At 42.7% G+C, this 26,178-nt stretch carries 25 protein-coding genes and 4 tRNA genes; 19 read left to right on the forward strand and 10 right to left on the reverse strand.

Annotation, left to right across the window (positions count from 1 at the left end; all coding sequences use genetic code 11):
• Positions 1-15: 15 nt before the first annotated feature.
• The 5 genes from M1D84_RS00210 to M1D84_RS00230 are packed head-to-tail and all read right to left on the reverse strand — an operon-like array spanning position 16 to position 5,469.
• Complete coding sequence (locus M1D84_RS00210) at positions 16-924, reverse strand: isochorismatase family protein (protein ID WP_332285542.1); 909 nt, start codon at positions 922-924, stop codon at positions 16-18.
• A 19-nt stretch (positions 925-943) separates the two neighbouring features.
• On the reverse strand, positions 944-2,563 hold the full coding sequence (locus M1D84_RS00215; protein WP_332285540.1) for a (2,3-dihydroxybenzoyl)adenylate synthase: 1,620 nt from the start codon (positions 2,561-2,563) through the stop codon (positions 944-946).
• Positions 2,564-2,589: 26 nt separating this feature from the next.
• Entirely contained in the window at positions 2,590-3,768 is a 1,179-nt protein-coding gene (dhbC, locus tag M1D84_RS00220) for an isochorismate synthase DhbC (protein ID WP_185854011.1), read from the reverse strand.
• A gap of 26 nt (positions 3,769-3,794) precedes the next feature.
• The gene (locus M1D84_RS00225) at positions 3,795-4,580 is read right to left on the reverse strand and encodes a 2,3-dihydro-2,3-dihydroxybenzoate dehydrogenase (RefSeq protein ID WP_257802276.1); all 786 of its coding nucleotides are present in this window, start codon (positions 4,578-4,580) and stop codon (positions 3,795-3,797) included.
• 4 nt (positions 4,581-4,584) lie between these two features.
• A complete protein-coding gene (locus M1D84_RS00230; RefSeq protein WP_257802277.1) occupies positions 4,585-5,469 on the reverse strand; it encodes an alpha/beta hydrolase in 885 nt (294 codons plus the stop codon).
• A gap of 534 nt (positions 5,470-6,003) precedes the next feature.
• Here M1D84_RS00230 and M1D84_RS00235 point away from each other — a divergent pair.
• Positions 6,004-6,222: a hypothetical protein gene (locus M1D84_RS00235; RefSeq protein WP_024424038.1), complete on the forward strand. Its 219-nt coding sequence runs from the start codon at positions 6,004-6,006 to the stop codon at positions 6,220-6,222.
• A 144-nt stretch (positions 6,223-6,366) separates the two neighbouring features.
• Here the strand turns inward: M1D84_RS00235 and M1D84_RS00240 are convergent, their stop codons facing one another.
• Complete coding sequence (locus M1D84_RS00240) at positions 6,367-7,224, reverse strand: hypothetical protein (RefSeq protein WP_042968152.1); 858 nt, start codon at positions 7,222-7,224, stop codon at positions 6,367-6,369.
• 109 nt (positions 7,225-7,333) lie between these two features.
• On the opposite strand from M1D84_RS00240, the gene M1D84_RS00245 reads away from it, so the two are divergent.
• From M1D84_RS00245 to M1D84_RS00255, 3 genes are all read left to right on the forward strand, one after another.
• Positions 7,334-8,287, forward strand: coding sequence for a DUF4885 family protein (locus M1D84_RS00245; RefSeq protein WP_332285538.1), 954 nt, complete (start codon positions 7,334-7,336; stop codon positions 8,285-8,287).
• 213 nt (positions 8,288-8,500) lie between these two features.
• On the forward strand, positions 8,501-9,865 hold the full coding sequence (gene dnaB, locus M1D84_RS00250; RefSeq protein ID WP_003214779.1) for a replicative DNA helicase: 1,365 nt from the start codon (positions 8,501-8,503) through the stop codon (positions 9,863-9,865).
• Positions 9,866-9,994: 129 nt separating this feature from the next.
• Positions 9,995-10,408 (forward strand): VOC family protein, encoded by a 414-nt coding sequence (locus M1D84_RS00255; RefSeq protein WP_024424033.1) that lies wholly within the window; start codon positions 9,995-9,997, stop codon positions 10,406-10,408.
• 32 nt (positions 10,409-10,440) lie between these two features.
• On the opposite strand, the gene M1D84_RS00260 is transcribed toward M1D84_RS00255, so the two are convergent.
• A complete protein-coding gene (locus M1D84_RS00260; protein ID WP_172880894.1) occupies positions 10,441-11,646 on the reverse strand; it encodes a cytochrome P450 in 1,206 nt (401 codons plus the stop codon).
• Positions 11,647-11,782: 136 nt separating this feature from the next.
• On the opposite strand from M1D84_RS00260, the gene M1D84_RS00265 reads away from it, so the two are divergent.
• The 4 genes from M1D84_RS00265 (at position 11,783) to M1D84_RS00280 (ending at position 15,364) form a co-directional block, all read left to right on the forward strand.
• On the forward strand, positions 11,783-12,370 hold the full coding sequence (locus M1D84_RS00265) for a TetR/AcrR family transcriptional regulator (protein ID WP_172880892.1): 588 nt from the start codon (positions 11,783-11,785) through the stop codon (positions 12,368-12,370).
• Between the two features lie 210 nt (positions 12,371-12,580).
• Positions 12,581-13,870 (forward strand): adenylosuccinate synthase, encoded by a 1,290-nt coding sequence (locus M1D84_RS00270; protein ID WP_024424032.1) that lies wholly within the window; start codon positions 12,581-12,583, stop codon positions 13,868-13,870.
• A 137-nt stretch (positions 13,871-14,007) separates the two neighbouring features.
• Positions 14,008-15,165: a DUF418 domain-containing protein gene (locus M1D84_RS00275; RefSeq protein ID WP_149126093.1), complete on the forward strand. Its 1,158-nt coding sequence runs from the start codon at positions 14,008-14,010 to the stop codon at positions 15,163-15,165.
• A complete protein-coding gene (locus tag M1D84_RS00280) occupies positions 15,155-15,364 on the forward strand; it encodes a hypothetical protein (RefSeq protein ID WP_149126094.1) in 210 nt (69 codons plus the stop codon). Before M1D84_RS00275 ends, M1D84_RS00280 begins: the two co-directional genes overlap by 11 nt.
• A 29-nt stretch (positions 15,365-15,393) precedes the next feature.
• Here the strand turns inward: M1D84_RS00280 and M1D84_RS00285 are convergent, their stop codons facing one another.
• Positions 15,394-15,918: a peroxiredoxin family protein gene (locus M1D84_RS00285; protein ID WP_149126095.1), complete on the reverse strand. Its 525-nt coding sequence runs from the start codon at positions 15,916-15,918 to the stop codon at positions 15,394-15,396.
• Between the two features lie 343 nt (positions 15,919-16,261).
• On the opposite strand from M1D84_RS00285, the gene M1D84_RS00290 reads away from it, so the two are divergent.
• From M1D84_RS00290 to M1D84_RS00340, 11 genes are all read left to right on the forward strand, one after another.
• Positions 16,262-16,337: transfer RNA gene (locus M1D84_RS00290), tRNA-Lys, on the forward strand.
• A 6-nt stretch (positions 16,338-16,343) separates the two neighbouring features.
• Positions 16,344-16,415: transfer RNA gene (locus tag M1D84_RS00295), tRNA-Glu, on the forward strand.
• Between the two features lie 82 nt (positions 16,416-16,497).
• Positions 16,498-16,574 (forward strand) — tRNA-Asp (locus M1D84_RS00300).
• 27 nt (positions 16,575-16,601) lie between these two features.
• A tRNA-Phe gene (locus M1D84_RS00305) sits at positions 16,602-16,674 on the forward strand.
• 347 nt (positions 16,675-17,021) lie between these two features.
• Positions 17,022-17,729, forward strand: a complete 708-nt coding sequence (yycF, locus tag M1D84_RS00310; RefSeq protein WP_024424030.1) for a response regulator YycF — start codon at positions 17,022-17,024, stop codon at positions 17,727-17,729.
• Positions 17,730-17,736: 7 nt separating this feature from the next.
• Complete coding sequence (walK, locus tag M1D84_RS00315) at positions 17,737-19,575, forward strand: cell wall metabolism sensor histidine kinase WalK (protein WP_024424029.1); 1,839 nt, start codon at positions 17,737-17,739, stop codon at positions 19,573-19,575.
• The gene (yycH, locus tag M1D84_RS00320; RefSeq protein ID WP_024424028.1) at positions 19,565-20,944 is read left to right on the forward strand and encodes a two-component system activity regulator YycH; all 1,380 of its coding nucleotides are present in this window, start codon (positions 19,565-19,567) and stop codon (positions 20,942-20,944) included. The genes walK and yycH overlap by 11 nt, the downstream gene beginning before the upstream one ends.
• Positions 20,931-21,794, forward strand: coding sequence for a two-component system regulatory protein YycI (locus tag M1D84_RS00325; RefSeq protein ID WP_151040676.1), 864 nt, complete (start codon positions 20,931-20,933; stop codon positions 21,792-21,794). The genes yycH and M1D84_RS00325 overlap by 14 nt, the downstream gene beginning before the upstream one ends.
• A 6-nt stretch (positions 21,795-21,800) precedes the next feature.
• Entirely contained in the window at positions 21,801-22,595 is a 795-nt protein-coding gene (locus M1D84_RS00330) for an MBL fold metallo-hydrolase (protein ID WP_024424026.1), read from the forward strand.
• 78 nt (positions 22,596-22,673) lie between these two features.
• Complete coding sequence (locus M1D84_RS00335; protein WP_440179611.1) at positions 22,674-23,864, forward strand: S1C family serine protease; 1,191 nt, start codon at positions 22,674-22,676, stop codon at positions 23,862-23,864.
• A gap of 68 nt (positions 23,865-23,932) precedes the next feature.
• Positions 23,933-24,397, forward strand: a complete 465-nt coding sequence (locus M1D84_RS00340) for a GNAT family N-acetyltransferase (protein ID WP_024424024.1) — start codon at positions 23,933-23,935, stop codon at positions 24,395-24,397.
• Between the two features lie 39 nt (positions 24,398-24,436).
• On the opposite strand, the gene M1D84_RS00345 is transcribed toward M1D84_RS00340, so the two are convergent.
• Both M1D84_RS00345 and M1D84_RS00350 read right to left on the reverse strand, forming a co-directional pair.
• Entirely contained in the window at positions 24,437-25,318 is an 882-nt protein-coding gene (locus tag M1D84_RS00345) for an ABC transporter ATP-binding protein (RefSeq protein WP_024427618.1), read from the reverse strand.
• A complete protein-coding gene (locus M1D84_RS00350) occupies positions 25,319-26,008 on the reverse strand; it encodes an ABC transporter permease subunit (protein ID WP_151040680.1) in 690 nt (229 codons plus the stop codon).
• Between the last annotated feature and the right edge of the window lie 170 nt (positions 26,009-26,178).

Here is a 26,178-nt window from a genome sequence, read left to right on the forward strand (position 1 = left end):
GGGTCTATACCTCCTTTACAAGTAATCGATATTTGGGATAGATGGCTGCTTTTCTGGGAAAAGAAGAGTCCGCCAATGAGTGAGCGTTGGATTTGCTGCAAGCTCAACGAAATTGACTGCCGCTCCTTGCTGTCTCCACTTTTCTGCTAGGCTCATCATTCTAATAGAATCAAGTCCAAGGTAGACGAGATTCTCATCAAGCGGTATTTCATTTGGCTCGATTTGGAGATACTCAGCTACTTGGTGAACGATGGCCTCAAAGGATAAATCATCACTGTTTGCTTCTTGTCCTGTTAAACGACTGATGATTTGGTTTGTCGTTGTGGTGACTGCACAGCGTTCGGCTGCATAGGTCATCGCCATTTTGTGATGTTTCAATGAAAAGTCAGCGACGGCATCGGCGACAAAAAAGGTTTCAATATCGAGCATGAATGCTTCTGCGGCTGTCAGCATACAGCCAATATGTGCATATACGCCAGTAATGATCAGTTGATCACGCCCGCCTTCTTGAAGAATATCCAAAAAGTTGGATTTCTTGAATGCGCTATAACGCCATTTTGTCAGCATTGTATCTGCTTCAGATGGAGCAAGCTGATCAATGATTTTTGTCAATGCTTCATCATCACCAAGTCCAGGTCCCCAAAAATCTGTTAATAAGGCACGATCCTTCGGGTCTTGGTCACCAGGCTGAGCTGTATAGACGACTGGAATGCCAAGTTCATTGCATGTATCACGTAATTGTTCAATATGCTGAACTAACTCTGTGATCGGTGATGTATCTTGTTGAAATGCATTTAAAAAATATTGCTGCATGTCATGTATCAGTAGAACAGCACGTTTCGGATCAGGTATCCAGTTCACTTTATTTTCGGGTAAATCTTGTGTGCTTGGCATTGGATATGCAGGAATAGTAGGGATTGCCATGATTTTCACTCCTCATTTTTTATACGTTGGCAGTATGGGTTGCAGCTAATTCTCTTAATGCTTTTTTACTGACTTTGCCTACACCTGTTTGTGGAAACGCATCGATCCATTCAATGCGGTCAGGAATTTTATAGGCTGCGAGCCCGCGTTCTCTTAGAAATGATTTTAAGACGAGTGGTGCTGGTTTGTTGTTTCCTTTCGCGATAACAAAGGCACATGAGCGTTCGCCAAGAAATGGATCCGGCATGGATACCATGGCGGCATCATGAATGTCAGGATGCGCAAGTAAATGGTTTTCAACTTCTTCTGCGGCAACCTTTTCGCCGCCACGATTGATTTGATCCTTGTCTCTGCCTTCTACAACAACATTTCCTTCTTTGGTTAATCGCACGATGTCACCTGTTCTGTAAAAGCCATCGGGTGTAAATGCTTTTTTGTTTTGTTCATCGGCTTTATAGTAGCCGCGAATCGTATAAGGCCCTCTTGTTAAAAGATGTCCAGCCACTTCATGCGGGACGGGCTTGTCCTCATCATCTACCACTAGTACCTCATCATATTCAGACATCGGGCGTCCTTGTGTATGAATTACGATATGTTCAGGATCATCTAATCTGGTATAGTTGACCAGACCTTCTGCCATGCCAAAAACTTGCTGTAACTTACATCCAAGGGCAGGCTTCACTCGTTTTGCTGCCTCAGCACTGAATTTAGCACCGCCGACTTGTAAGACTTCAAGACTCGATAAGTCATCTGATCGATGAGGAGCGGCCTCTAGCCAAATCAATGCGATAGGTGGAACGACAGCGGTAATGGTCGCCCGTTCTTTTTCAATGAGTGGAAAGACGACATCAGGGCTTGATCCAGGTGCAAGAACGACTCTTCCGCCTGCGTATAACGTTCCAAGGACGCCAGGCGAACTTAATGGATAGTTGTGCGCAACTGGAAGTGCAGCTAGATACACACTTTCTTGTGTGAGCTCGCACACCTCATTGCTTTTCCAAAGACTATAAATATAGTCATCATGTGTACGAGGAATGAGCTTTGAAAGGCCTGTGCTGCCTCCAGATAACTGAAGAAACGCAATATCGCTTGCCTCTACATGAATTTGAGGATCAAGTGCTGGGTCCTTGCGCAGATCATCCAAGCAAAGGAATTCCTCAGCTTCCCCTGCAACAATGACATGAGGTAATGAGGGAAGCTTTTCTTTCACTTGACGTGCGAGTGATCGATAATCAAAGCCGCCATCAATATCTGGTATGACATATGCATCTGCTTCGGCAAACTCAATAAAATAAGTGATTTCGCTGCTTCTATGAGATGGCAGAGAGAAGACGGGTAAAGCACCGATTCGAAATAAAGCGAAAATGACTTCAAAAAAAGCAGGAATGTTAGGAAGCTGCACGACAACTCGACTTCCTTTTTGAATTCCAAGCTGATGAAAACCGGCGGCAAGACTGCTGACGCGCTGATCAAGTTCTTGGTAGCTTATGTGCGTATCAGCGTATGTAATGGCTGTTTTATTTCCTAGCGATGCGGCTCGTTCACGAAGCATACCGCCAAAGGTTTCCCCACGCCAACAGCCGTTTTCACGGTAGCGTTTTGCAAATTCTTCTGGCCATGTAGGTGGTTGAACAAACATGTTTTGTCATCTCCTATTTATTTTTATCACTGATGGATGCCCATCGCGTGAAGCATCGTGTTGAATTTTGCAGATGTTTCAGCTAGCTCTTCTTCTGCCTTTGATCCTTTGACCACTCCTGCACCAGCAAAGAGACGGAGAGAATGACCCTCAGCTTCTGCACAACGAATGGTGACAATCCAATCACCATCACCATTTGTATCTGCCCAACCGATCATTCCTGTGAAAAATCCTCGATCGAAGGGTTCAATCGCTTGAATGGCTTCACGTGCATCTGCTGTAGGTGTGCCGCATACTGCGGGTGTTGGATGAAGGCTAAGTGCTATATCAATTGAGGACACATTGGGATCTGCTAATTCACCTTTTACGACAGTAGATAAGTGCCACATCGTTTCTGTTTGAATGACGGATGGTGATGCAGGCACATCTAGTGTATGACAGTATGGAGTAAGCGCTTTAGTGACAGCTTCAACAACCACTGCGTGCTCGTGTAAATCCTTCGCTGAGGTAAGGAGTTCATCGCGGCGGCGCTGGTCTTCTACTGGATCTGAACTGCGCGGCCGAGAACCAGCGAGTGGATTGGAAATCACAGATGAACCAGTTTTTGAAAGAAGCAGTTCAGGGCTTGCTCCAAGAAGTGTGTGCTTTTGGGAAGCCTTCGGGTCAGCTATATTTGCAGCAAACGTATAGCCAGTCGTATTATGACGAGCCAGTCGTTCGAGTATTGTTTTTGTATGAATATCTCGATTTGCTTTGAGATGGAGAGATCGAGAGAGTACGATTTTGCTAAGCTCCCCGTTCTCAATTTTAGCTAATCCTTCGTTCACACCATTCATGTAGACCTCTGGAGAGGGGACAGGTGTCACCTCATAGGATGGCGATGCCGCTTCTGACTCCTCATCACCTTGTTGAAATTCGAGTGGATCACTAAACTGTACATGGACTGGTACATTTAAACGAACGGGCTGCGCCGGATCAAATGGGACAGCACCAGCCACAATCGGTGTTTGGATACCAGCTTGTTTGGCATCGTCAAATACATGCGCTACCCTTGTGGATAGTTCATTTAGCTGATTGGTCTCAATATGCTGGAAAATCCCTTCGGCAAGTATCGTGCGTTTAGGTGAAGCAAGAAAAAAAGCGCCTGGCTGATAGTCTTGAAGCAACTGTATTTTTTCTTCTGACGACAATAATGAATGTTTCATGAAAAGGCCTCCTTTTAAATGAAATGTTAGATTCCGAGTGTTGCGCCGCCATCAATCGTGAGGTTCTGCATCGTAATATGACTGGATTGCTCAGATGCAAAGAAGATGACTGCATCAGCAATGTTTTGAGGATCAGCGATTTTTTGTAAAGGAATACCGGTTTTATACGTCTCTAATGAGCCTTTAATTACCTGATTTTCTCCTTGTTCATTAGACCATAAAGCCCATTGCATGGGTGTTGCGGTAGAGCCGGGAGAGACGACGTTGCATCTAATGCCATAAGCAGCCAGCTCTAAACCAAGCGTTTTTGTAAAGGAAGTAGCTGCTGCTTTTGAAGCGGCATAGGCAGCCATATTCATTCTAGGAATGGCACCTGCGTTAGAGCTGACAGTCACAATGACCCCTTCTGATCTTTTCTTCATGTATTTGGAGACCGCTTGAGAAACGTAAAAGACACCATGTGTGTTGACAGCAAAAGTTTGTTGCCAGTCATCTGCACTAAGCTGGTCGATAGAACCCATTCGAAGAATGCCTGCTACATTGACCAGTAAATAAATGGGGCCAAGCTGCTTTTCAATTTGATCGACAATGTGCTGAACAGAAGCTTGATCGGTGATGTCACCTGGATAGGCAAAGGCACGTATGCCTTCATCCTTCATTTGCTGGACGGTGCTTTGCAGCTGCTCTTCATTTGCGTCAACTGCTGCAATAATCGCACCTTCTTCGGCTAGTCTTTTTGCGACTGCTTGTCCAATACCTTGACCTGCGCCTGTGATCAAGGCAATTTTTTGAGATAGACCATTGTGTTTCATGTGTTCACTGCCTTTCCTTCATGTCTGTGGTTGTGAAAGGATCATTATGATAGAGTGCAAAACGAAAAGCGTAATTCATCAGCACCGGTAAAACGGACGTATGTCCTTCTTCAGGGAATTCGTGATAGGACGTATGCAAGCCATATGCGGATAAAGGCAGCATACGATTTGCTAGTCCATGTGCATGATCATTCATTTGACACGGATGATGTTTTTCTAACTCACCTACACCTACAAGCAGCCTGACATTCTTAGACATCTGACGTATATGGCTGGTGAATTGGTGTTCCTTTTCTAGAAATAATTCTTTGTTCCAGTGGATAGAAGGACTGCCCGCAATATATGTCTGATAAGCATCAGGGTGCTCAAATAGTGTGTGTAATACAAAAAGACCGCCAAGAGAGTGTCCAAACAGTGTTTGACGACTCTGGTTGATCGGAAAGCGCTGCTCGATATAAGGCTTTACAATCTTTTCTAAAAAAGAAAAGAACGCAGAGGCCCCGCCATATGTATGGTTGGAGAAGTCCTTTCTTTTGCCGCCAATGGAAGCGTCAGGGCCGGTAAGAGTGAGATCATAATGCCTGAGCGGATGATAGGGAGCTTCTGTCTGATAGCCAATTCCAACAATGATGGCAGGTACGACACCTGTTTTTTCAGGCCTTCTTGACTGTAAACGAAGTGCTTCGACCATTGTGCCAAAAAGTGAATTTCCATCAAGCACGTACATGACTGGAAAACCAGCCGCTGGAGGAGTTGTATTCGGTTTAAATATAAAAAGTCTGTAAGGGTGTGCTGTGATATCCAGCTGCTCCGTCCCAGGTATAAAAAAAGGACGGCTTTCTCTGAAAAGAGAATCCTCAGTACCCATTCCTTCAGGGCGTTTGGACATGTGTAAAATATCCCCTTCCTCAAATTGACTCTCATATGCTGATAAAAGCAGGCTTGCGGATATAGGATGAGTGTAGAGATTGAAGAATGGTCCCTTCAAATGAAAATGATTCTCAATTATCACGCAAGCAAATCAAATGATAATGGTTATCAATTATGAAGTCAAATGTTCATTAAGTAGTGTAATTGATAATTTGATCTAAATTTTCGGAAAATAAAGGACTAAATAACTACCAAATGAATGGAAATAGGGAATGCCGGACTGAGTCATTTAAAAAGAGGAGAAATGCCAAAAGACCTTGACCGTCACGGGATATTTACCATTTTCTTCTGTTTGATTCAGGAATATATATAGGTTTTTCTTCTTGAAATCATTTTGAGGAAAAATAAGTCTATAGACCTTCTTGTATTTTTAGGAAAAAAGAGGAGAATTTTTCGAAAAGCTGGTGAGCATATCTCACAACTTATTCAATCTCATGCGTAAATTCATATACAATTTTCTAAGGAAGACAAGATCGAAGGGAATGTAGGCAGAATGAAAACTCCATTAGGAAAGCTAAGGCTAAAACTGCTTGAACATCAGCTCAAACTGAAAAATACGTTTACAGTGGAAGAATATCAAGAAATGAAGCAATCATTACATGAAATACGGATGACATTTGCAGCCTATGAACAATGGGATTTATACCAGCGAGCCACCGATATGATCACCATCCTCCTCTTTCAACACGCCCTCAAGCAAAACCACCATTAACACCTTCATTTTTTATGAGCAGCGTATTTCTTATGAAAGGACGGTGCTGTTTTAAAGTTGGCCAAATATCATATAGCATCAAAAATGCGGCAATTAAAAAAGTAAGGGATGTCCCCTTACTTTTTTTCTGCAAACACCATTCAATTAAAATCCATCTGTGACATCATATTCGTAACGAATATCGGCTTTGACATTGCTCATAGTAGATCTCGCAGTAGCCTTTGCGTTGTACTTAAAGCTCCATTTTTGAGCCACTTTTAATTCATCTTCCAGTGAAATACGATAGGACCCACTTGTTGCAGATGAAACAAGTGATGTGTACCAAATATTACTTTCACTAGCCATCAGTTTGTGTGTGACATTTCCTTGGTTAGGCGATTGGGTACTAGTCGTTGAAATCGATTTAACGACAGCACGTTTAGGAACTGTGGAATTATTAGTTAAATCCATTGTAATGACTGAAGAATCAACTCCTAAAAAATTTAAAGAAGAATTCCCCAAGTTAGTAGCAGTCCCCGTAAAATTGAATGTCCCATTCCCAGATTTGATACGATCTTGGATGGAAACAGTAAAATACATATTTCCCGTATATGTCCCACGGGTCACTTTCACAAAATAAGTTTCTGAAGTTGAAGTAACTTCACCAGTGTTGGCAAAAATAAATGGCGTTATTGAATCAGGATTAATAACTTCGGACCCTGTCCTAGAGTTTTTCGAATTATACACTTCGATTTTCATCCCTGTATATTGCTTATTATACGAACTTCTTACATAAACCCTTTCACCTTTATTGATCGTGAACTGATAATACGCTTCATTTTCACCTTCAGGTAAGATTGTTGTATCTGAACGACTATTTTTCCAATATCCCATTGAGCTGGCTGTGTTAGGACTGTTATTCCCCGTAATAGCCGCTTCCGCTGAATGAGGTGCAAAAAAACTAGTAACAAGCACGAATGCCAATGCAGGTAATAAAAAACGTTTGAAGATAGTATTTGTCATATTTTAACCCTCCTTGTAATAATTACTATATCGGATCAAAACTAACAAATTTTAACTGAAATGCCGATATATTTAATAATCACTAATTTTTTAAAAAAGGAGAATCAAAATGAATATTAATACGTCATACACGGCAGCTTCAAACAATCAGAACCGAATAGACTCTAAAGACCAATCAACGATTAAAAGTACAAATGAGGTGATGACCGAATCTGATAGACGGATGAAAATATTAGATGAAAAATACGAAAAAATAAATGAACAAAATAAACGTTTCAATGATCCTCAAGACCATATATATAATAAGTATAGAAACCCTTACTCTTCTTATTTCAGAAGTGATCTAACAAAACCGGAAAGAGAAGCTGCTTACATTATGGAAATGAGTTGGGCAAGGAATAATAAAGGTGGACAATATGACTTTAATGATGCCATCTTCCGTAATGAAAAACGGTACGATCCAACCCAAGAAAGCGTAGAGAAAAAAATATTCAATCGTCAAAAGGTCAACGAACAATTACAAGATTTATTCTCTAAAAACGGTATAACCATTCCTAAAAACACAAATTTAACTTTTACCATTGATCCAAATAATTTCAAATTAGTGGTGAGTGGATCAACAGACGAATCGCTGATGAAACAAATAGAAGACTTATTAAATACAACCAACAATACAAGAGAACTATTTTTCCATATTATGAAAAGCAGAAATGATGATTCTACTCAATTCACACCGGATTCTCTGGCCAAGTTCCATCTTGTCAATCAAATCAAAACGGTCACAGGCTACAATTTAAAGGATTTAAGCATTGTAAACGGTCAATTTGTAACGGATAACGGAACGAATATTTTTGATCTATACAAAGAAGAAATTCTTAAAAATCCATATACAGCAGAAAATGCGCGCGTTGCCGCTTCACATTATGGAGCACAGCTATTTGACCTAGCCAAAAACGGGTTTGATTCCATTCCAGATTTGGTGTTATCTATTGGTTATCAAAACGGTTCTTTACAAGACATTGGTCAAAAGGTGAATTATGGGGTTAAGAAAGCGATAGATTAACAAAACTTGAACGATGACAGATACAAAATCATTAGCGATAACGAAAGACTCTATAACAATTGATGTTACAGAGTCTTTTCTATTGAAATGCGCTGGTTTGCACAAAATATCAACATGGTAATTTTGACTATAGTCGATGTTTTTCACTTTTTTATTGATGAAAATGTTAAAATGATGAGTAGCGTATTTTTTTATGAAAGGACGGTGCTTGGCATGACGGAACTTCTCGATGACCGGCTGCCGCCGCAAAATATAGAAGCCGAGCAGGCCGTATTAGGTGCTGTTTTTTTAGAACCATCTGCGCTAACGCTCGCTTCTGAGGTATTAATTCCAGAGGATTTCTATAGAATGTCGCATCAAAAGATTTACAATGCGATGCTTGTACTTGGCGATAGAGGAGAACCGGTCGATCTTGTCACGGTGACATCTGAGCTTGCCAATACAGATTTACTAGAAGAGGTAGGCGGGATTTCGTATTTAACCGATATTGCGAACTCTGTCCCAACTGCCGCAAACATTGAATACTATGCAAAAATTGTAGAAGAGAAATCCATTTTAAGACGTCTGATCCGTACGGCGACAACCATTGCACAAGATGGATACACGCGTGAGGATGAAGTAGAGGACCTGTTGAGCGATGCTGAAAAGACCATTATGGAAGTGGCGCAGCGTAAAAACTCAGGAGCCTTTCAAAACATTAAGGACGTACTTGTTCAAACATACGATAATATTGAACAGCTTCATAACCGTAAAGGCGATATCACAGGGATTCCAACAGGTTTCTCTGAGCTTGACCGGATGACAGCTGGATTCCAGCGAAATGATTTAATCATTGTAGCGGCTCGTCCATCAGTAGGGAAAACCGCCTTCGCATTGAACATTGCCCAAAATGTTGCGACCAAAACGGACGAAAGTGTTGCTATCTTTAGTTTAGAGATGGGAGCTGAGCAGCTCGTTATGCGTATGCTTTGTGCAGAGGGGAATATCAACGCACAAAACCTAAGAACCGGTAATCTGACAGAAGAGGACTGGGGCAAGCTGACAATGGCGATGGGCTCGCTGTCAAACAGTGGGATTTTCATTGATGATACACCTGGAATTAGAGTAAGTGAAATTCGCTCGAAATGCCGCCGCTTGAAGCAAGAAAATGGTCTTGGCATGATCCTGATTGACTACTTGCAGCTCATTCAAGGAAGCGGACGGTCAAGTGATAACCGTCAGCAGGAGGTTTCTGAAATCTCTAGGGCATTAAAATCGCTGGCAAGGGAGCTTGAAGTTCCGGTTATTGCCTTGTCTCAGCTTTCCCGTGGGGTAGAGCAGCGTCAGGACAAACGTCCGATGATGTCTGATATTCGTGAATCAGGAAGTATCGAGCAGGATGCCGATATCGTGGCATTCCTTTATCGTGATGATTACTATGACAAAGAATCAGAGAATAAGAACATTATTGAAATCATTATTGCCAAACAGCGTAACGGTCCAGTTGGTACAGTATCACTGGCGTTCGTCAAAGAATATAACAAGTTCGTCAATCTGGAAAGAAGATTTGATGATGCGGGAGTTCCGCCCGGTGCTTAAAGCCCAGCTCAAGAAGCTGGGCTTTTTTGATTGATCTACATCGAAAGAATGATTGAAAAAACAATCAAAATGAGGAGGAGAGAGAAAAAGAGAGAGCGTATACTAAAAGGAGAAAAGGAGTGAAGACTGATGAAATTTCAACAGTTTGAAGCCGCTCAATTACGTATCGCACGCCCAACCGTCAACATGAAAGAGGTTGTTTCTTTTTATGAAGAAGGCTTAGGGCTCAAACGAATAGGCTCATTTGATCAGCATGAAGGGTACGATGGTGTGATGCTAGGGCTGCCTCACCAGCATGTTCATTTAGAAATCACCAAACATGAAGAAGAAGACAGCCTGCCCGTCCCGCATCCAGAACAGCTGCTTGTTTTTTATATTCCAGATGCAGAGGAATTTCAGCAAATGAAAAAGAGATTGCTCTCATTTGGCGGACGGCAAGTCACCTCAACAAATCCATATTGGGAACGAGGAGGAGCAACCATTGAAGATCCAGATGGGTACCGAGTTGTCCTCATGAACACAGATGGAATCACCCCCGTTTAAAAAAAGACTCCCACGTCCGGGAGTCTTTTCTGTTATGAACGAGATGTCACACGCAGTTTCAGCTCTTTCAATCCATACATACTACTGCTTGTCATTGGAACGTAAGAGAGAAGCTCCAGCGCCTCATATCGTTCCATTAAGACCTTCATAGCAGTGCATGCTTCAAGACGAGCAAGCGGTGCGCCTAGACAGAAATGGATGCCGTGCCCGAAACCAATATGAGGGTTAGGATGGCGGTGTATATCAAATTCATGTGCGTTTGAAAAATGACGCTCATCCCGGTTGGCAGACGCAAGAAACACGATGACATTGTCCCCCTTTTTCAACATTTTTCCTCCGAGCACTGTGTCTTCTGTGACATAGCGGACGATCGTAGGAGCTGGTGCACGAAAACGGACTGCTTCCTCTACCGCTCGAGGAATAAGTTCAGGAGATTGAGCGAGTGCTTTATACGTACCTGGCTGTTCTAACAAGCTAAAGACCATATTGGAGATCAAATTAGTGGTTGTTTCATTGCCAGCTAAAAGAAGAAGATTACAGAATGGAATTAATTCATCCGCTGACAGCTTGTCTCCATTCTCCTCCGCTTGGATGAGGAGAGAAATCAAATCATCACCGAGGTTGTGACGTTTTCTTTCAATAGTGTCTGCAAAAAACGCCATCATGTCAGCTTCTCCTTGGTCCCGAATTTTCTGCCATTCAGCGACATCCTCCGTATCTTCACTTTTAGGCATACTGACGAGAATATCTGACCATTCTTTAAAGGATTGTTTATGCTCTGACGGCACACCTAAAAGCTCTGCGATCACGATGACTGGGAGTGGATACGAAATGTTTTGAACAAGGTCAATCTCTTGTTTTTCTTCTAATTCTGCCATGAGTTCTTCCATCAATTCTTGAATACGCGGCTCCCACGATTTCATGACTCGAGGTGTAAAGGCTTTGCTGACAATGGAGCGGATGCGAGTGTGATTGGGCGGGTCCATCATCACCATTGTTTTCATCAAGGAATGCTTCCGCCGGTCTTTAGGCGGCTGACTCGAAAAGGTATCTTTATCGATTGTCACACGCTTTGCTTCCTCGTAGGTGAATACACTCCACGTTTGGCTAGCTTCATCAAAATGAACAGGTGATGTCTGACGCATGTTGGCATACCAATCGAACGGGTGATACGGATCCTGCTTATGTTTCCCTCTTAATAACGCTTTTTGCACGGCATTTGGTGTTGTTGTTTCCACGATTATCACTCCTTATGGGTTGTCAGATGATTCCTTTTTTTCATTGTGTTAGATTAAAGTTAATTCATCAGCCTGGAGGATTCAACCAACAGAAAAACGAAATCTGTTGAAGAAAAGAGGAAGGGGAGAGCGGCTTGTGGCGGACTGCTACAGAGGGGATAAGCGCGCAACGGAATCAAAACAGCATTTAAGAAAAGCGTTATTTCAGTTATTAAGAGAAAAAGAGTGGGGCAAAATTTCTGTACAGGATTTGACGAAGAGGGCAGGCATCCACCGGACGACTTTTTATCAGCATTATGAGGATAAATTTGATCTTGCCCAGCAGGTGATGGCTGAGATGTTTGATGTGATGAAAGATGCTATTTTTGCTCCTGTATCGGAAGAAGATTGGCAAGAAGAGCATGCAGCATATGTGTATATTTTTCGATTTTATCAGCATTTGCAGGAACATGAAGAGGAGTATCAAATTCTCTTGAAAAGAGGCCGAGAGCTCAATATTCGTCAAACGGTTTGTGCTTTTTTTGAAGATAGCTTTTCTTTAGGGGCAGAGGAGGTCGCAGGTAAAAAGGTTGCTCGGCATCTTGTTCCTCTCGACATGCAGAAACAATTCGTCATGTCCGCTTATGCTGGCACGGCTGAATGGTGGCTGAGGACAGGAAGACCGTACTCACCTGATTTTATGGCAAGTTCAATGATTCAGCTGATTCAAAATCAATCAAAATAGGGACAAATCAAAATCGTTGTTTTTACTCAAAATCTCCCTTTTTAAGCACTGAAGAGACGATTAAAGCGCTTTTTCTTATATTTAAAACGAACAAAATTCAATTTCGAGATATTAATGTTCGGATTTAGCGTTGACTTTTTCGTTGTGCATTGATAAAATAAATGTGTTTGAAAGAGATAACGTTTTGAAAGGTTAACGGAGGTGCACGATATGTCTTCAGTAGTCGTAGTAGGTACGCAGTGGGGTGACGAAGGGAAAGGGAAAATTACCGATTTCCTTTCAGAAAATGCAGAGGTGATTGCCCGTTATCAAGGGGGAAACAATGCAGGTCACACGATCAAATTTGATGGAGTGACATACAAGCTACACCTCATTCCATCCGGTATTTTTTATAAAGAGAAAACTTGTGTCATCGGTAATGGAATGGTGGTTGATCCTAAAGCGTTGGTCACTGAGCTTGCGTATCTTCACGAACGGAATGTGAGTACAGATAACCTCAGAATCAGCAATAGAGCCCATGTTATTCTGCCTTACCATTTAAAATTGGACGAGGTAGAAGAGGAGCGGAAAGGGGCTAACAAGATCGGTACGACGAAAAAAGGAATCGGACCAGCTTATATGGATAAAGCTGCCCGCGTTGGTATCCGCGTCGCAGATCTATTAGATCGTGAAGTATTTGAAGAAAAGCTTGCACGCAATCTAGAAGAGAAAAATCGTCTTTTAGAGAAAATGTACGACACAGAAGGCTTCAAGATTGAAGATATTTTAGACGAGTATTATGAATATGGCCAGCAAGTGAAAAAATATGTCGTAGACACATCTGTTGTTTTGAATGATGCACTAGATGAAGGCCGCCGCGTGTTATTTGAAGGAGCACAAGGGGTCATGCTTGATATCGATCAAGGGACATACCCATTTGTGACGTCATCTAACCCGGTAGCTGGAGGCGTGACGATTGGTTCTGGTGTAGGACCAACAAAAATTCAACATGTAGTCGGCGTGTCAAAAGCGTACACAACACGTGTTGGAGATGGCCCATTCCCAACAGAACTCCATGATGAAATTGGCGATCAAATTCGTGAGGTTGGCCGTGAATACGGTACGACAACTGGACGCCCGCGCCGTGTCGGCTGGTTTGACAGCGTTGTTGTCCGTCATGCACGCCGTGTGAGCGGAATTACAGATTTATCTCTTAACTCAATTGATGTACTGACAGGGATTGAAAAATTGAAAATCTGTGTCGCTTATAAATTGAATGGAGAAATCACTGAGGAATTCCCAGCAAGCCTAAATGAATTAGCGAAATGTGAGCCTGTCTACGAAGAAATGCCAGGATGGACAGAGGATATTACAGGCGTAAAGAACTTAAGTGAACTGCCTGCAAATGCCCGCCATTATTTAGAGCGCATTTCACAATTAACAGGTATTCCACTTTCCATTTTCTCAGTCGGACCAGATCGTTCACAAACGAACGTTGTCCGCAGCGTGTACCGTCCATAAGAATAGATTGATGAGGCACCAGTAAAATCTCGCATTTTACTGGTGTTTTTTTGTTTAAATATTTCTTAATTTCAGTAGAGCAGGCTTCCGGTCATTACCAAAATATGATAACTGTATAGGAGGGAAGGAGCGTTCTAGTGAAAGAAAGAATACGATTATTAGATATTTTACGAGGTTTTGCCATACTAGGCACCTTGGGAACGAACGTCTGGTTTTTTGCGTATGCAGGGGATACCTTTGCGACAGATCAGATTGCGGATGAATATGAAAATGGTAGTTTTCTAGAAAGTCTTGTCTCCATGTTCGTTTATGGAAAAATGCTCTCGCTGCTCACGATCATGTTTGGTGTTGGATTGGAGCTGAAATACCAGCAGGCAAAAAGGAAGGACACGCCTTGGCCGGGTACTTATTTATGGATTCTTTTATTTTTATTTATCGAAGGCTTTGTTCATTTTACACTTGTGATGGAATATGATGTGCTCATGAGCTATGCCGTTACGGGGCTGCTTGTGGCTTACATTGTACGGGGAGGAAGCAGGCGCATCAAAAAGGGCATGGTGTTCTCAGGTGTGATTCATCTGCTCATGATGTCATGTCTGATGCTGTACTCCCTCTCTGAAATGGAGTCAGCGACCGATGATCAAAGCGGTGAACCAGCGCTGGAAGAGCAGCTGCCAGAGACATGGATCTCGCAGGTTCAAGAACGGTTACAATACTTCTTCATGTACCGAGAAGAAGCGGTCTTTATTATTCCAATGAACACATTTCTGTTTTTATTAGGTGTGCGGATGATGAGAGCTGGTGTATTTTATGCAAATGAACGCGGACAATCTCTCCGGAAAATATTGTTCCGAATCGGACTGTGGATTGGTCTGCCGCTGAATGCACTAGTTTTCGTACCGAACGATTTAGTGGAATTTGTGGTGCGCTACGCCTTTTCACCATTCCTCTCTATTTTCTATATAGCTGTCATTGCGAAGCTCCTCGCACGCACGGAGTCATGGTTCATGTGGACTTGGTTTGAATATGTAGGGAAAATGGCGCTTAGCTGCTACATCCTGCAAAATATTATCTGCTCCATTCTTTTTTATAGCTGGGGATTGGGTCTTAGCGGTCAAATCAATGCGCCTCTTATTGTATTGGCATGGCTGTTGATTTCACTTCTGCAAATCGCGATTTCAGCAGTTTGTCTAAAGATTTGGAGAATTGGACCAATGGAATATATCCGTTCACGGGCACTTCGTCGGGTGACGATAAAAAAGCAGCATAAAGGGGATAGACACAATGTTTTTTAAAAAAATGACGAAAAGAGAACAAGCGAATACACATAAAGCAGCTGTAACAGCATTTGTCTTTTATCTTCTCGCATTAGGAGGGCATGCGCTGTACATGTATTTCCAGGGGAATAAACCACCCGTCACCTTTGTCATTCTCATGGCGGGACTCCTTGTTTTTTTCTCCGCTGACTGGCTATTTAACAAAAAGCGTTCATAAAAAAAGCCCTCATCATGAGGGCTTTTTCCTTACTTCAGGCTTTTATATTGGCCTTTTAAATTTTTACGGATGTACTGGATGATTTTGCGTAGTTCGTTGGCGTGCGGTCTGCCAAACGGACTTGTTTGTCTTTGCTGATAGAGCACTTGACCTTTTTCATTTAATAAGAAATAGGCGGGTTCACCGTGCACCCCGTGATCTTCATATGGGGCATCTTCTCCGTGATAGTGGACTTCATATGCTTTTAATGACGTGAGGTCATGGTCATACATGATCGGGAAGGATAGTTCCTCTTTATCCGCAAATGCCTTCAAGTCATCAGGGTTATCCGTGGAAATCGCCATCAAGTGAATATCCTTGTCCTGAAAATATGATTGCTGCTGTTCGAGTTCTTTTAACTCTTCTACACATACCGGACACCAAGATCCTCTAAAGAAAACGATCAGGTGCCAGCTTTGATGCTCCTCTAAATGTTTGTCGAAATCAATGTGATCGCCCTGTATTGTTGGAAGTGAAAAGTTGGGCATTTTATCTCCTAATTTGAATGAACTCATACTGCTTCCTCCTTTTTCAATGACAATGTCACTTATTTCATGTATAGCCATTTTTGAGCGGCCTGAAACGTACCTATGTGTTTGAGTAGGCAGAGGTCACCCGAAAAGGCGTATCTAATGAAGGCGGTTGCAGAAGCGGGGGCTTTGATAGGAGATATTTAAATCCGACACTTTTTTTAAAAAAATGTCGAAAAACGTATTGCCATATGTAATTACTCTATGATATTATAAATCTCGTTGTTGCAAAGGTCTCTGAAACTTGTTAGGATGCGATGTTCCAGCTTTTTTAAAGCGATTGGTTTGGCGCAATACAGCTTCTTCAGATTCACTTTTCACAAACCGAGAGCCATTAGCTCAGTTGGTAGAGCATCTGACTTTTAATCAGAGGGTCGAAGGTTCGAGTCCTTCATGGCTCACCATGTATTGGCCCGTTGGTCAAGCGGTTAAGACACCGCCCTTTCACGGCGGTAACACGGGTTCGAATCCCGTACGGGTCATTGATTTACTTTAGCGTTAAGCTAATTTTTTCCTCACTTGCTTGAAGGAGCACCACGATTGCTTTTTCGGGCAAGTTACTGAGGTCCGGTAGTTCAGTTGGTTAGAATGCCTGCCTGTCACGCAGGAGGTCGCGGGTTCGAGTCCCGTCCGGACCGCCATTTATACATATTCATCTTTTTGATGATGGCTCGGTAGCTCAGTTGGTAGAGCAACGGACTGAAAATCCGTGTGTCGGCGGTTCGATTCCGTCCCGAGCCACTTCCAAACGCATCTGCAATCGCAGGTGCGTTTTTATTATGAAAAGAAGGCATAAAAAGGGAGAAGCCGGACCTAGGTAGGGCCCGGCTCCATAAGAAGAAGACGTTACATCTATATAGACGGCTGGTGATTGGAAAAGTTTCAATAAAAAAGGAAAAAGTCATCAATTTTTTCGGGCGGCGCCTTCCTATCCAACGTTTACTAGAAAAGAAAGCCGTTATTATTTTTATCTTTGCCACGTAAAACGTTATAATAGACAGTGAGCCTTTTTTTCATAAACGGAAAAGGCGTAATGATACATGCAAAATGGAATGACATAGATGCTAAAAATGCAGGAGGAAATCACAATGGAAAAAAAGATTCTTGTCGTAGATGATGAAAAACCGATTGCTGATATATTGGAATTTAATTTAAGGAAAGAGGGCTATGAGGTTCATTGTGCATATGATGGAAACGAAGCCCTTGAAATGGTAGAAGAAATCAAGCCGGACATTATTCTGCTCGACATTATGCTGCCGAATAAAGATGGTGTTGAAGTATGCCGTGAAGTGAGAAAGAAATATGACATGCCGATTATCATGCTGACAGCAAAAGACTCTGAAATTGATAAAGTCATCGGCCTTGAGCTTGGCGCAGATGATTATGTGACGAAGCCTTTCAGCACACGTGAGCTGCTTGCCCGTGTGAAAGCGAATTTGAGAAGACAAACCGCTGCTCCGCAGACGGAGGAAGAATCTGAATCAAATGATATTGAGGTTGGATCACTTGTTATTTATCCAGATGCGTATGTGGTGTCTAAGCGCGAGGAAACGATAGAATTAACGCACCGTGAGTTCGAACTGCTTCATTACTTAGCGAAACATATCGGACAAGTCATGACACGTGAGCACTTGCTGCAAACGGTATGGGGCTACGATTACTTCGGAGATGTCCGTACAGTAGACGTTACAGTCCGCCGTCTTCGTGAGAAGATTGAAGACAACCCTAGTCACCCGAGCTGGATCGTGACAAGACGAGGCGTCGGCTACTATTTAAGAAACCCAGAACAGGACTAAGATTCTTATGAGTAAAGTAGGTTTTTTTCGCTCGATTCACTTTAAATTGACCTTGATTTACGTGCTGCTGATCATCGTTGCCATGCAGATCATTGGCGTGTACTTTGTGAAGCAGCTAGAGCAGTCCTTAATTAATTCATATGATAATTCCTTGAATCAGCGAATCTACTCGTTATCGTATTACCTAGAACAAGATTCATCGAAGAGCAAGGCAGAATTAAAAGAGGATGCTCAAAAGATATTAAACGATTTTAACAACAAGGATGAGTCTAATGAAATCTCTGAAGTCAGCTATATTGACGAAAGCAGAGAGGTCATTGCCTCTGTAAATAACGGCAGTCAAGAGATTGCCGGTAAGAAAATTACTGATCAAATCATTAGCCGTATTTTCGCAGTTGGCAAAGACTATGAGAAAAAATTCTATGACCCTGAGTCAAATAAAAGGGTCCGTATTTCTGCGACAGCCGTAAAAAATGAGAACCAAGAGACCGTTGGTGTGATTTATGTTGTGTCTTCAATGGAAAGTGTGTTTAACCAAATGCGAACCATTAACACCATTTTAGCGACTGGGACACTGATTGCACTTGGGACGACTGCTCTACTTGGTATCTTCATCTTTAGAACGATCACTCATCCTATTTCAGATATGAGAAAGCAGGCGATCGAGCTTGCCAAAGGGAACTTCTCCAGAAAGGTCCGGAAGTATGGACATGACGAGATTGGCCAGCTTGCGACAACCTTTAACCATCTGACGAGAGAGCTGGAGGAAGCTCAGCTGATGACGGAGGGGGAGCGGAAAAAGCTTTCTTCTGTCATTGCCTATATGACGGACGGTGTCATCGCAACGAACCAAAACGGTGCGATTATTCTATTAAACAGCCCCGCATTAGAGCTGTTAAATGTTTCACGTGAAACAGCTTTAGAGATGCCGATCACGTCTTTGCTTGGCTTAGAAGAAACTCATACATTTGAAGATTTAGTCGAAAATCAAGATTCCATGCTGATAGAAATTGAGCGCGAAGACCAGCTGTCTGTATTGCGTGTTAATTTCTCCGTCATTCAGAAAGAGCATGGGAAAATTGATGGCTTAATTGCGGTCATTTATGACGTCACAGAGCAGGAGAAAATTGATGCTGAACGCCGTGAATTCGTAGCGAACGTATCGCATGAGCTGCGCACACCGCTGACGACGATGCGAAGCTATCTTGAGGCACTGGCTGAAGGTGCGATTGGTGATAAAGAGCTAGCGCCAAGATTCCTCAGTGTCACGCAAAATGAAACGGAGCGCATGATCCGGCTTGTCAATGACCTGCTGCAGCTGTCTAAGTTCGACAGCAAGGATTATCAATTCAACCGTGAGTGGACGAACTTTATCAGGTTTATCTCGCTCGTCATTGATCGTTTTGAAATGACGAAGGAGCAGCATGTCGATTTTATCCGCAACCTGCCGCAGCGTGAAGTATATGTAGAAATCGACCAAGATAAAATTACACAGGTGCTCGATAATATCATTTCCAATGCCATGAAATACTCACCAGAGGGTGGACACATCACGTTTACCGTTGATCTGGATGAAGAGAAAGGCCTTGTGTTATTCAGCGTGAAAGATGAAGGAATCGGTATTCCGAAGAAGGATATGGATAAAATCTTTGAACGTTTTTATCGGGTAGATAAAGCAAGAACAAGAAAGCTTGGCGGAACCGGCCTCGGTCTTGCGATTGCAAAAGAAATGGTTCAAGCTCATGGCGGAGATATTTGGGCTGACAGCATTGAAGGAAAAGGGACAACGGTGACCTTTACCCTTCCGTACAATGAAGAACAAGAGGATGATTGGGATGAAGCGTGAGACCTTTAAAACCATAATATTGACAATCCTAATTGCGATCAGTCTTGTATTTACGTGGAATATCTGGATGTTCCAGCCCGTCATGCAGGATCAGGCAGATACCGGCACAAAGGTCGTGGAAACGAAGAAGATTTCAAGCGACGAGCCTAGAAGTCTCATTGATGTCGTGAAGCCGCGCGAGATGTTCATTCATTCAAATGGAGAGCATTTTAAAGTGGATCAAAAGGAACTCTTTCAAAACTTTTGGAATGATGTGAGCCTTTGGGATGTCAAAGAGATTAATGATGTGTCAGATCAATATTCCGAGCAGAAATTTAAGAATTTCTTCTATGGACGCGAAGGACAAGGGAAGACATTGGATCTTGTGTTCAATGATCCGATTCCGATTGATATTTTCCAAGCGCTCTTTAAATGGCCGAACAAGTCCATTGAATACAACTCGTTTGATCGGATGATCGTGCCGTTCGCCCAGCAGGATAAGGCGAATAAAAAAGTGTATTTGGTCTCATACAGCAAGGAGACGGTGCTTGAGCTGACAATTGAGTCCGCCAATTACCGTAATCTAATGAACAGTATCGCAGCCGCTCAAAACGAGATGCCGCGCTATGATCTTTATACATTCTCGACGAATTCTAAACGAGATTTCCTTCTTCCGAGAAAGCAAAAGCAGCTTGAAGCGAAGATGTTCTTTATCGAAACGATTAAGACAAACAAGTTCAAAGACGCTTTGTTTACGGACCCGAGCCTTGTCGGTGAGGAATCTAATTTAAACCGGACGGTATACACAGATGGCACAAGCCGCCTTGAAGCTAATCAAAAAGACCACCGCATTCAATATCAGCACCGCAATATCAATTCCAGCACTGTTTTCCAAACGGGGGATTTGATTAAGCGAAGCGTGAAATATTTCAATGATACGGGAAGCTTTACTGATGACTATCAATATTTTGGTATCAACAGCAACCAGCAGCTGTCCTTTAATATGTTTATGGACGGTCTGCCGATTGTGAACAGTACAAAGCATCCATTTGGGATGACCTCCCTTGAAGTCCAATGGGCAAATGATGACATTTTGAATTACAAGCGTCCAAACTATATTCTTGGCAATAAAGCGAGTCAAAGTGAACAGGTCAAGCTGATGAACGGGACAGAGCTGAAGGACTTGATCATCAAGCAGACGAAATATGATGATCTGGAGAAAATTGAACAGATTTTCCCTGCATATCAAGCTGCTTCAACTCCATCAGATCAAGATCAAGCGATGTTTGTCTGGCTGGAGCCTGTATGGTGTATGAAGTATAACGGCAAAACCGTGATTCTATCGAATGATCTTTTGACAGAGGGGAGCGAGAATCATGGAGTGGAATAAGACCAAAACGATCTTTATCCTAGCCTTTCTCGTTCTCGATATCTTTCTAGGTTTTCAATACTTTGAAAAACGGTCAACCGATCATTTTGCGATTATCGAAAAAACGGATACGCTGGAAGAAATGAAGGCAGACGGGATCAAATATGGCAATCTATCAGATGAAGCGAAGATTGGATACCGCATTACAGCTGAAAAGAAGCAATATACGAAAAAGGATGTCGACGGATTAGCTGATCAAAAGGCGAAAAGCACATTCCCGAAAACAGAAAAAGATGATCCTGTCACGCTGCTTGAAATGACCTTCAACAAGCCAGTTGCCTTGCCGAAAAAGGATATGAAAACAGCGGCGACGAACCTTGTGAACCAGCGTTTGCTGGATGGGAAGAATTATAAGCTGTGGAATATAGATGAGGAGACAGGGAAAATCGTCTTTTTCCAAACGTATAAAGGGAAATACATCTTCCAAGAAGGCCTTGATGACACCGAAACCATCGGGCAAATTACCTTAAATCTCAACGATCAAAACGAAGTCGTCTCATATCAGCAATCGATGGTGACATCGATTAATGAAGTGAGAAAAGAAACCCTTGTCCCAGCACTTGAAACAGTGAAGGACTTATATACTCAAAATATGCTGAGTCAAAACACGACCGTGAAAAAGGTAGAGCTTGGCTACTATACGCAATACCCAGGGGCAAGCACGCAAGTCATGGTTCCTGTATGGCGGGTGGAGCTTGAAGGCGTATCAGCAGGTTCAAAGAAAAAGACAGAGGAAGAATATTTGATCAATGCCATCGATGGCTCAACACTTGATCATATAGAGAAAGATGACAAATCTTCAATGGAGTGAGAGAACATGAGCTTGCAGTTCAGTGTACTAGCGAGCGGAAGTACGGGGAACGCTTTTTATTTAGAAACAGACGAGCATGCCTTTTTGGTGGATGCTGGTTTAAGCGGCAAACAGATGGTCGAGCTGCTTGGCCAAATCGACCGCAAGCCTGAAGACTTGGACGGCATTTTTGTAACACACGAGCACTCCGATCATATTAAAGGGCTTGGTGTCATGGCAAGAAAGTACAAGCTTCCTGTCTATGCAAATGCGAAAACATGGAAGGCGATGGAATCTCATATCGGAAAAATTGATACAGAGCAGAAATTCCATTTTGATATGGAGACCGTTCAATCCTTTGGCGGCCTTGATGTCGAATCATTTGGTGTCTCACACGATGCGGCAGAGCCTATGTTTTACGTGTTCCATTATGGAGGGCGCAAACTTGCCCTCATGACGGATACAGGCTATGTGAGTGACCGCATGAAAGGCATTATTAAGTCAGCCAATACGTTTGTGTTTGAGAGCAATCATGATGTCGGGATGCTGCAAATGGGCCGATACCCATGGAGCATTAAGCGCAGAATTCTGAGCGATGTCGGACATGTATCAAATGAAGATGCTGCTCTTGCGATGACAGATGTCATTGGAGATGCCACCTCACGCATTTATTTGGCTCACTTGAGTCAAGACAACAACATGAAGGATTTAGCCCGTATGGCGGTCCAGCAGACGCTTGAAATGAAGGGCTTTGTTGTGGGGGACGGCTTTGATTTATTTGATACGGACCCGAAAAAAGCAACCCCGCTTTGCGCCGTATGATTTTTATAATCGTATGATTAAGATAAGAGCTTCTTACCAACACTATATACATCATCTATTCACTGAAAGGAAGGAAACATAGTGGATTATCGCGATGTAGAGTGGAAGCCGAGACGAAGCAGAAAAGGATATTTTCTTTCTGGTTTGATCGGTGTATTGGTAGGAGCTTTTTTAATGGGATTCTTTTTCCCCTATGTATCTGGACAGAGCGGCAGTCCCTTTGGATGGCAGCAGAACGGTGATGGGCAAGCATCACAGGGTCCTTTAAAGACGGTGAATGTAAACGTCAATGATGCTGTCACGAAAGTGGTGTCTAATATGTCAGATACGGTGGTCGGCGTCATTAATATCCAAAAGTCGAGCTTTTGGGAGGAAGGCGGAGAAGCAGGCAGCGGGTCAGGTGTGATCTATAAAAAAAAGGGTGACACGTTTTATATTGTCACAAACCATCATGTCATCAAAGGCGCCAACCAGCTTGAAGTGAGCCTCCATGACGGGACAAGAATTGGTGCCAATCTTGTCGGCAGCGATCAGCTTATGGATTTAGCAGTTCTCACTGTCAAAAGTGATAAAATCAAGAAAACGGCAGCCTTCGGTAACTCAGATCATGTGAAGCCGGGTGAGCCAGTCATTGCCATTGGAAATCCATTAGGGCTTGAATTCGCAGGCTCTGTCACACAAGGGGTCATTTCGGGTACGGAGCGAGCAATCCCTGTTGACTCAAATGGAGACGGACAGACGGATTGGAATGCAGAAGTACTGCAAACAGACGCTGCCATCAATCCTGGAAACAGCGGTGGTGCTTTGATCAATATGGACGGAAAGGTGATCGGCATCAATTCAATGAAGATTGCTGAATCAGAGGTAGAAGGAATCGGGCTGTCTATTCCAGCGAATCTGGTCATCCCTGTCATAGAGGATTTAGAGCGCTACGGAGAGGTAAAGCGTCCGTATCTTGGCGTCGGCATGAAATCATTATCGGATATTGCGAGCTACCACTGGCAGGAAACGTTGAAACTGCCATCTAAGGTTACATCCGGGGTCGTTGTCATGAGTGTTGAGCCGTTATCTCCAGCAGGAAAAGCGGGCCTAAAAGAGCTGGATGTCGTGACCTCCTTTGATGGCAAGAGTGTACAGAATATCGTGGATCTTCGTAAGTACTTATATCAAAGGAAGGTCGGCGACAAGGTAAAGGTGCAATTTTACCGAAGCGGGAAGAAAAAATCAGCAGAGATCAAACTTTCTCAAACCGACCGATATGGCGGCTAACCAGTTCCAGTAAGGGACTGGTTTTTTTTGCATGCTCATCATATGATAATGGAGAGGGGGCGGTACGATTGATTACACTACAACGGATGTCACAAACTGATTACGATGTATTGATGGAGAAAGCCATTCAGCGGTATGCGGAAGAAAAGGTACTCGCAGGAACATGGAAGAAGGACGAATCACTTGCGAACGCAGAAGAACAATTTGACAGGCTGCTTCCAGAAGGACTTCAGACAGAGCATCATGAGCTGTGGAATTTCTTAAACGGAGATGAAGCGATTGGCTGGGTTTGGCTTTGTTATGACCCGAATCACCCGCAGCATGAAGGATTTATTTATAACTTTATTTTGTTTGAAGCTTATCGAGGAAAAGGTTTTGCAAAGCAGGCCATTGCTGCATTAGAGGAGCAGGCAAAGTCATTAGGTGTGCAAAAACTCTCGCTCCATGTCTTTGCTCACAATCAAATCGCCCGTTCGCTGTACGAGAAAACGGGATTTGCAGAAACCGGTATTTATATGAGTAAACCTTTATAAAAAAGAAGAAGTACCGTGCAGAAAGCGTACGGTACTTTTTTATGAGGACATCATGGCATCCTGAGCCGTGACTCTGTATAAATCGACTTTACACTTCACGAAAGCGCGAATGATCGCTGGAACTTGAGCTTCTGAACGAATTAACAATGAGGTCTCGTCATCACTGATCACAAGATCTGTTCCGACAGTTTGTAGGTACTGCGTTAGAACAGGTTTCACCTCATCATCAATCCATGCATGCTTGAAGGTTGCACGTATGTTTGAGGATGTGATGGTTTTTTCTTGAGGATGAGTATGTGGGGACACTAATTTTCCTTCAGAAATGAATGCCGTTTTGGTACAAATACTATTGGTGAACCTTGGGCGGTCAGCTGTTAAAAAGACGGTTTTCCCTTCATCCTTTAATGTTTCAATGACCCGCTGAATGTGCAAGATCGAATCTGCATCAATATCGGCAAAAGGTTCGTCAAGTAAAATAAATTCCGGCTGATGGGCGATGGCCTGCGCCATTCCGAGCCGTTTCTTCATACCAGGTGTGAAGGCACCGACCTTCTCCTGATGATCATGATGTAAACCGACAAATTCGAGCAGTTCTTCATAATCACTCGTTCTCTGGCGTGTTCCGGTGATTTTTGATAAATAGGCAATATGCTCAAGAGCCGTAAGACCTTCATATAAATCCGTATATTCTGGCAGAACACCGATATGCTGTCTCACTTTTTTTAGCGAAGGCATATTCATCACTGTAAACGTACCAGAGGTAGGGCGGGAGATCCCGGTAATGATATTGAAAAACGTCGTCTTACCAGATCCCTTTGGTCCAATGAGGCCGAAGATATCGCCCTGATTGACATCAAGATTAATATGATCTATTGCGACTTTTGTACGATATTTTTTTGTGAGCCCTTTTGTATGAAGCATCTACACATCCCTCCTTTGAAACAGCAGTGCAGTTCCAATGAGTAAGATAACGGTCAATGCCGTGTTCATTAGGACGTAGGTCAGCGGTTCACTCCAGCGCGCATAATAATAAGGCGTCATATATTGGAACCAATGAATCATTCGTTCTGAAGAAAGAACAGAAATCATACTGACGATTGGGAAAAGAAAGGAAAATAACATACCGACAAACATTGATTTCTGCGGTGTTGGAAAGAGCATGGACAAAAATAAAGCACATGAGATACCGACACTGATAAAGGTTAAGATTTTTAAGGCATCTGAGAACAGAAAACGGTGTGAAATCACCATATTCAGCACATATGTCGTCATAATACAGCTAAGCCAAAACAGCATCAGTCCTAGATATTTCCCGATGATAATGTTCAAACGGGTTGTTTTACTGACGAGAAAACGAATGGTTTTCAAATGAATTTCGCGGCTTAAAATATCATGAGACAACAAAAAAATAAGGAAGAAACCAAATAAAGACATCACCAGTTCATTCCCAATAGAATAAGGATCCTTTGCCAGTTCCCATTTTTCCTGATTAGCAGCGATAAACGGAAGACTTGAAACAAAAGTAGATAAAATGAAAATAATAACAATTGTTAAAATAGATTTTGTGCTTTTGAAGAGCTGCTTAAACTCATTCATACAGATGGTCCACACACGCTGTACCTCCCTTCACCTTTATTATACCCCTAGAAAAGAAAGACACCATATCTCGCTCTTTAACATTTGTTTAAATTTCATAAAAAGAAGACTCTTCCAGCACCAGTTGACTCATTTTTAAAAATGTTCAGAAAAATATCTTGATTTATCAAAAAACATCATGTATG

The organism is Bacillus sp. PK5-006, assembly GCF_054161415.1.